This is a genomic window from Leptolyngbya sp. FACHB-541, assembly GCF_014695875.1.
Taxonomy (GTDB): Bacteria; Cyanobacteriota; Cyanobacteriia; order Elainellales; family Elainellaceae; genus JAAUTN01.
In genome coordinates, this window is the sequence record NZ_JACJPC010000007.1 from 1 (window position 1) to 5,345 (window position 5,345).

At 48.6% G+C, this 5,345-nt stretch carries 8 protein-coding genes; 6 read left to right on the forward strand and 2 right to left on the reverse strand.

Features of this window, described 5'->3' with window-relative positions:
• Positions 1–384 precede the first annotated feature (384 nt).
• From H6G00_RS00125 to H6G00_RS00150, 6 genes are all read left to right on the forward strand, one after another.
• Positions 385–1,104, forward strand: a complete 720-nt coding sequence (locus tag H6G00_RS00125) for a multiubiquitin domain-containing protein (RefSeq protein WP_190795077.1) — start codon at positions 385–387, stop codon at positions 1,102–1,104.
• Positions 1,079–2,251 (forward strand): ThiF family adenylyltransferase, encoded by a 1,173-nt coding sequence (locus tag H6G00_RS00130; RefSeq protein WP_190795078.1) that lies wholly within the window; start codon positions 1,079–1,081, stop codon positions 2,249–2,251. Before H6G00_RS00125 ends, H6G00_RS00130 begins: the two co-directional genes overlap by 26 nt.
• The gene (locus tag H6G00_RS00135) at positions 2,248–2,721 is read left to right on the forward strand and encodes a DUF6527 family protein (protein WP_190795079.1); all 474 of its coding nucleotides are present in this window, start codon (positions 2,248–2,250) and stop codon (positions 2,719–2,721) included. Before H6G00_RS00130 ends, H6G00_RS00135 begins: the two co-directional genes overlap by 4 nt.
• A gap of 486 nt (positions 2,722–3,207) precedes the next feature.
• Entirely contained in the window at positions 3,208–3,465 is a 258-nt protein-coding gene (locus H6G00_RS00140; RefSeq protein WP_190795080.1) for a type II toxin-antitoxin system ParD family antitoxin, read from the forward strand.
• Positions 3,465–3,761 (forward strand): type II toxin-antitoxin system RelE/ParE family toxin, encoded by a 297-nt coding sequence (locus H6G00_RS00145; RefSeq protein ID WP_190795081.1) that lies wholly within the window; start codon positions 3,465–3,467, stop codon positions 3,759–3,761. The genes H6G00_RS00140 and H6G00_RS00145 overlap by 1 nt, the downstream gene beginning before the upstream one ends.
• A 3-nt stretch (positions 3,762–3,764) precedes the next feature.
• Positions 3,765–4,040 carry a hypothetical protein gene (locus H6G00_RS00150; protein ID WP_190795082.1) on the forward strand — a complete coding sequence of 92 codons (276 nt, stop codon included), beginning with the start codon at positions 3,765–3,767 and terminating at the stop codon, positions 4,038–4,040.
• Positions 4,041–4,256: 216 nt separating this feature from the next.
• Here the strand turns inward: H6G00_RS00150 and H6G00_RS00155 are convergent, their stop codons facing one another.
• Entirely contained in the window at positions 4,257–4,457 is a 201-nt protein-coding gene (locus H6G00_RS00155; protein ID WP_190795083.1) for a hypothetical protein, read from the reverse strand.
• Between the two features lie 46 nt (positions 4,458–4,503).
• A complete protein-coding gene (locus tag H6G00_RS00160) occupies positions 4,504–5,280 on the reverse strand; it encodes a PDDEXK nuclease domain-containing protein (RefSeq protein WP_190795084.1) in 777 nt (258 codons plus the stop codon).
• Between the last annotated feature and the right edge of the window lie 65 nt (positions 5,281–5,345).

Sequence of the window (5,345 nt, forward strand, 5' to 3'; positions counted from 1 at the left end):
AAGGGAGTAGTGTCTCTCAATCCAAGTTTATTGAAGTACTCTTTGGAATTACTGCTTAAAGTAATCCAAACAATACAGATTGTTTGTCCTTAAACAGTTTTTGCGACAGAACCAACCGTACAACCCATTGCCTCACTGCAAAAAGATCTTGATAACAGACGCAATAAGCTAACGGGTTTAATCGAATCCATCCGACAAGGCCACTTCCCAACCGAAACTTCAGCCCGCACCTGCCCCAGTTGCCCAGCCTTTTTTATCTGTGGCTCGACTCCAGCAGGAACGCTACGAAAAATTTTTAGGGTTGATTTACCGGTTTGACAGAACGCCGTCGATTAACCCTTCAGAGCCAGCTAACTTTAGGCTCTAAGGAGAGAAATAAGAACGATGAATGGAGAACTCCCTACTGGTGGCGATCGAAGGAATGCCCGCAGCTACCGTATTCAGTTTGCTTTAGACAACTTAACCTTCCGCAGTATTGAGCTAGCAGATCCTGTACCGTTGGGTCGCCAAATTCTAACTGCGGCTGGACTCGATGCAAGAAGTGATTACAGCTTATTCGCAATCTTGCCATCAGGCGACTTCGAGGATATTCGCCTTGACAAATCATTCGATTTGCGTGGACGCGGCGTTGAGCAATTCGTGTCCTTCCACAGCGATCGCGATTTTAAGCTGACCCTTGATGGTCGCCAAATTGCCTGGGGTAAACCAGCCATCAATGGCTCTGCCCTCTACCAGCTCGCCAACGTTAATCATGATCGGGCGGTGTTTCTTGAAGTTCGTGGCGGTGAAGATAAATTGGTTGCACCGGAGGATCTGATCAATTTAACTGCTCCAGGTATCGAGCGCTTTATCACCGCACTCCGACCAACACTTGAAATTGAGATCATCGTGAATTCGCGCCCCAAAGTGGTGACAGGTTCCGAAGTGACATATGAGCAGATTGTGCAATTAGCTTTTCCTGGTTCGCACAATCCAAACTTCGTCTTCTCCATCACCTACCGAAAAGCTGCCTCCGTACCTCCCAGTGGTGAACTAGGTGCTGGTGGAATCGTCAAAATTAAACAAGGAACCATCTTTAATGTCACTCAAACTGATAAATCATAGTACTGATCTCAAGCGCCTCTGCGATGAGGGCTATTTCATCCAAATCCAGGGCGCGCTTCTGCTCCTGCGTGAGGTTCCCTACGTGAATGCACAACGGCAGGTGAAGATTGGAACACTCATCTCCCCCCTGAACTTGGCTGGAGATGTGACTCAATATGCCGGAGACCACGTCGCTTATTTTGATGGTGAGTTTCCCTGCAATGCAGACGGTACCCAGATTCACCAGATTGTGAATTCAAGTAATCATGTGAATCTCGGGCACGGTGTAACTGCAAAGTACACTTTCTCAAGCAAGCCGCCAAATGGCTATACGGACTACCATCACAAAATGACAACTTATGCTGCAATCCTCTCTGCACCAGCAGCGGTTTTGCAGCCGGGTGTGAACGCACGAACTTTTCGTGTGCCTGATGAAGGAGAAGAAAGCGTCTTCAACTACATTGATACAGCTTCTGGTCGAGCAGGCATTGGTGCCCTCACCCAACGCCTTGCTACTGAAGAAGTAGCGCTCATCGGATTAGGGGGGACAGGATCATATTTGCTCGATTTGGTTGCCAAAACGCCGGTGAGGAAGATTCACCTGTTCGACCCCGACCGATTCTTCCAACACAATGCTTTTCGCGCCCCCAGTGCGCCCTCGATCGAGGAGTTGCGGGAAGCACCCCTGAAAGTTGATTATTGGGCGGGTGTGTACTCGAAGATGCATCGTGGAATCGTGCCACATGCTGTCGCTATTAGTGATGACAACCTCCACCTGCTAGAGGGAGTTAGCTTTGTATTTATCTGCATTGATGGAGGTGCAGTAAAGCGGAGGATTATTCAGAAGCTAGAAGCACTGGGTGTATCTTTCATTGATGTGGGCATGGGACTGGAATTAGTTGACGGATCTCTAGGCGGCATTCTACGAGTCACTGCCAGCACTCCTGACAAACGTGAGCACATTCACCAGGGGCGGATCTCCTTCGAGGGCGGTGAGGATAATGTCTATGCTTCCAATATTCAGGTTGCTGACCTAAGTGCCCTGAATGCAACGCTAGCAGTGATCAAGTGGAAGAAGATTCGGGGATTCTACCGTGATCTGGAGCGGGAGCATCACTGTATGTACACGACCGATGGTAACCTCCTGACTAATTCTGAATGCTCATGATGCGCTATAACCGTCTTGAACATCACTTCGTTGAACATATTCCAGAATGCCTGGAACCAGGCGTGCTTTATATTTCTATGGAGTACGCCACAGCCGTTCACTGTTGTTGCTGTGGTTGTGGCAAGGAGGTGGTCACACCCTTTACTCCAACTGACTGGAAGATGACATTTGACGGAGAGACGATTTCGTTGTCGCCATCGATCGGCAACTGGAATTTTGCTTGCCGCTCTCATTACTTCATTCGAAGTGGGCAGGTGATTGAGGCTGAAACCTGGACGATTGGACAAGTTGAGTCCGGACACCGTAAAGATAGATCTGCCAAAGCACGGTACTACCGCACGCTAGAACAGACCGAGGCTGTCAAAACTACTCCAGATGTCACCGCACCACGGAAGACAACAAAGATTCGTCCATCATTTATCAAGCGTTGTTTCGGTGCGATCAGAAGATTTTGGCGTAATCTTAGGTGACACTCAATGTCGAATGAGCCTTAAATCGACAGAAAAATTTACCTATTTTATTCTGTCGATCTAGATGCGAATCGACAGAATAAAATGAGCAGCCCCACCTGGAAGCTGAGCGTGATCGGCTCCTTCAACTTATTCAAACCATCCGCGACTCTGGTAGTGTGGCTCCGATCAACGTATGGATCAGCTCTGCCCCTCAAGGGGACATATTTACTACAAGCTCAGTAGCAAGAACCCTGACATCAAGAATCTGCACTTGGGCAAGGCTCGTAGCGAGAAGTACCGCAACTGGAAAGCAAAAATTTAGCGATGGAAGGCGATCGCCGAGCTGGAACAGCAGCTTTCCATGCTTCAGGCAGTGATCGATCGCCAAGCAGCCTTAGCACTTGCTATTTCCGGTTTAAATCTGAATCTCTGAAATAACAACAATTGCTATTGTCTGTTATTAAAGCGAAAATAGAGAAGCCCAAGTGACAGGAGGACTCAAGCATGAATGTGTCTTTGACACCGGAGCTAGAGCAGTTTGTCCAGGAGAAGGTTTCAAGTGGACTTTATTACTCTGCTAGTGAAGTAATCCGTGAGGGGTTGCGTCTGCTGAAGGAGCGGGAGCAGCTTCAGCAAATCCGTTTACAGGAGTTACGTCAGGACATTCAGGCAGGTCTGGACAGTGGGGAGGCAACCCCCCTCGATATGCAGGCAGTTAAAGAGAAAGCACGGCAGCGCCGTCGCCAGAGGCAGCCGAAATAATGGCGATCGTTGTTAAACGTCCCCGTGCTGAGTTGGATTTGCTTGACATCTGGGATTACATCGCAGACGACAGCATGGATCGGGCAGATGAGTTTTTAGATCGGATTGAGGAGAAGCTACAACTATTAGCGCGTAACCCAGGACTAGGCAGGAAGCGCGATGAGTTGCTGCCTGGACTGCAAAGCTTCCCGATTGGCAATTATGTGGTGTTCTACAAAGAGATCAAGGGTGGAATTGATGTAATTCGTGTTTTACGTGGCTCACGAGATATTGAAGCGATTTTTGGGCAAGGTTGACGCATGATCAATGAGGCCAACACCTGTCGTCTTTATGTTCTGCCTAAGCTAAAAGCCTGGGAGCAGGAGCCACATCTTTTTACTGAGCAATATCCAATCGATGCGGGACGTATTTTGACGACTGGAGGACGCACCCGTCGCCGCCGCAAGAAATTTGCAGACTATTTGCTCTGTTACACTCGTGATTTTCCGTTAGCAGTGGTAGAAGCTAAGCGGAAGCACAAATCTCCTCAGAAACTAAGCAAATTGGTAAGAGTTAAGCTGCTGCTCACCGAGTGAGAGCATGTTCAAATTAGTCCACTCCGCTATTCAGACCGCCTTTTACACTGCCTTCGATCTTCTTGCTATTTTGACTCCAATTCTCCGCCAAGATGTAGCAGGAAAAGCAAAATTGCTGGGACCAGACTTGTTAACAATATGATTAGCTGTACAAACAGTTGTTCTGTCGCTTATAAAATTGAATCGACAGAACAGTTCACTCTTAATTCTGTCGATCTAGATGTGAATCGACAGAACAAAATGGTCAGCTCCCATTTGGAAGCAGAGCGCGATCGCCTCCTTCAACTCATTCAAGCCATCCGCGACTCTAGCAGTGTGGCTCCACTCAATGTTTGGATCAGTTCTGCGCTCAAAGGCGAGCATATCTACTTTGACGATCGCCTGATCATCCCAATAAATTTCGGAATCGATCTTCACGTCTTAAGTAGTTTCCATAGAAATAAACCCTCCTTACCTGAATAGCTCACTCCTCCTCTGGAGCTGCTTCAATTTGGGCGATCGCCGTGTTCAAAGCAATCTCCAATTGCTCTGCGGTTGGAAGACTCTTTTCTAATGCTGGCGGCAATTTAGACTGAAACTGATAAGAAGAAACGCTAATCGGTTGATTGCTACCCTGTAGCGCGTATTCGACTGTGGTGCGGTCCTTTGACTTACAGAGAATAATGCCGATTGAGGGGTCATCTCGCTCCGTCCGCAGAATGTTATCCACCGCCGCGACATAAAAACTCATTTGCCCAGAGTGCTGCGGCTCAAACTCGCCCATCTTCAGGTCAATCACCACATAGCGATGCAGGAGAATGTGATAAAACAACAGGTCAAGCCTGTATTCCTTGCCGCTGACTTCCAACGGGTACTGGCTACCCACAAACGCAAAACCTGTGCCCAACTCCATTAGGAAATCACGGATATGCGATACCAGCCCCCGCTCCAGGTCTCGCTCCTGTGCCTCATCGCTTAACGTCAAAAAGTCCAGCGCGTAAGGGTCTTTGACGATCTGCTGCGCCAGGTCTGATTGAGGTTTGGGCAGGGTACGTTCAAAATTCGTGATGGCACCACCCTGGCGATCATACAATCCAGTTTCGATTTGCATCACCAGAATGTCCCGGCTCCAACCGCCCTCCAGCGATTTCTGGGCATACCAAAGGCGTTCTTCTAATGTTTTCAGCTTGTCCAGCAGCACTTGGTTGTGTCGCCAATCGGGATAGGGGAAGGACTTACGCCTCCTCCCCTCCCACACCACCGGGCATACGGGTCCGTACCACGGCGGTTCAACGGACTTGGTCTTTACCTAGCTAAACTGGGAAT

Coding starts and splice junctions, on each gene's coding strand:
- H6G00_RS00125 (WP_190795077.1), top strand. CDS start 385: ATGAATGGAGAACTCCCTACTGGTGGCGATCGAAGGAATGCCCGCAGC.
- H6G00_RS00130 (WP_190795078.1), top strand. CDS start 1,079: ATGTCACTCAAACTGATAAATCATAGTACTGATCTCAAGCGCCTCTGC.
- H6G00_RS00135 (WP_190795079.1), top strand. CDS start 2,248: ATGATGCGCTATAACCGTCTTGAACATCACTTCGTTGAACATATTCCA.
- H6G00_RS00140 (WP_190795080.1), top strand. CDS start 3,208: ATGAATGTGTCTTTGACACCGGAGCTAGAGCAGTTTGTCCAGGAGAAG.
- H6G00_RS00145 (WP_190795081.1), top strand. CDS start 3,465: ATGGCGATCGTTGTTAAACGTCCCCGTGCTGAGTTGGATTTGCTTGAC.
- H6G00_RS00150 (WP_190795082.1), top strand. CDS start 3,765: ATGATCAATGAGGCCAACACCTGTCGTCTTTATGTTCTGCCTAAGCTA.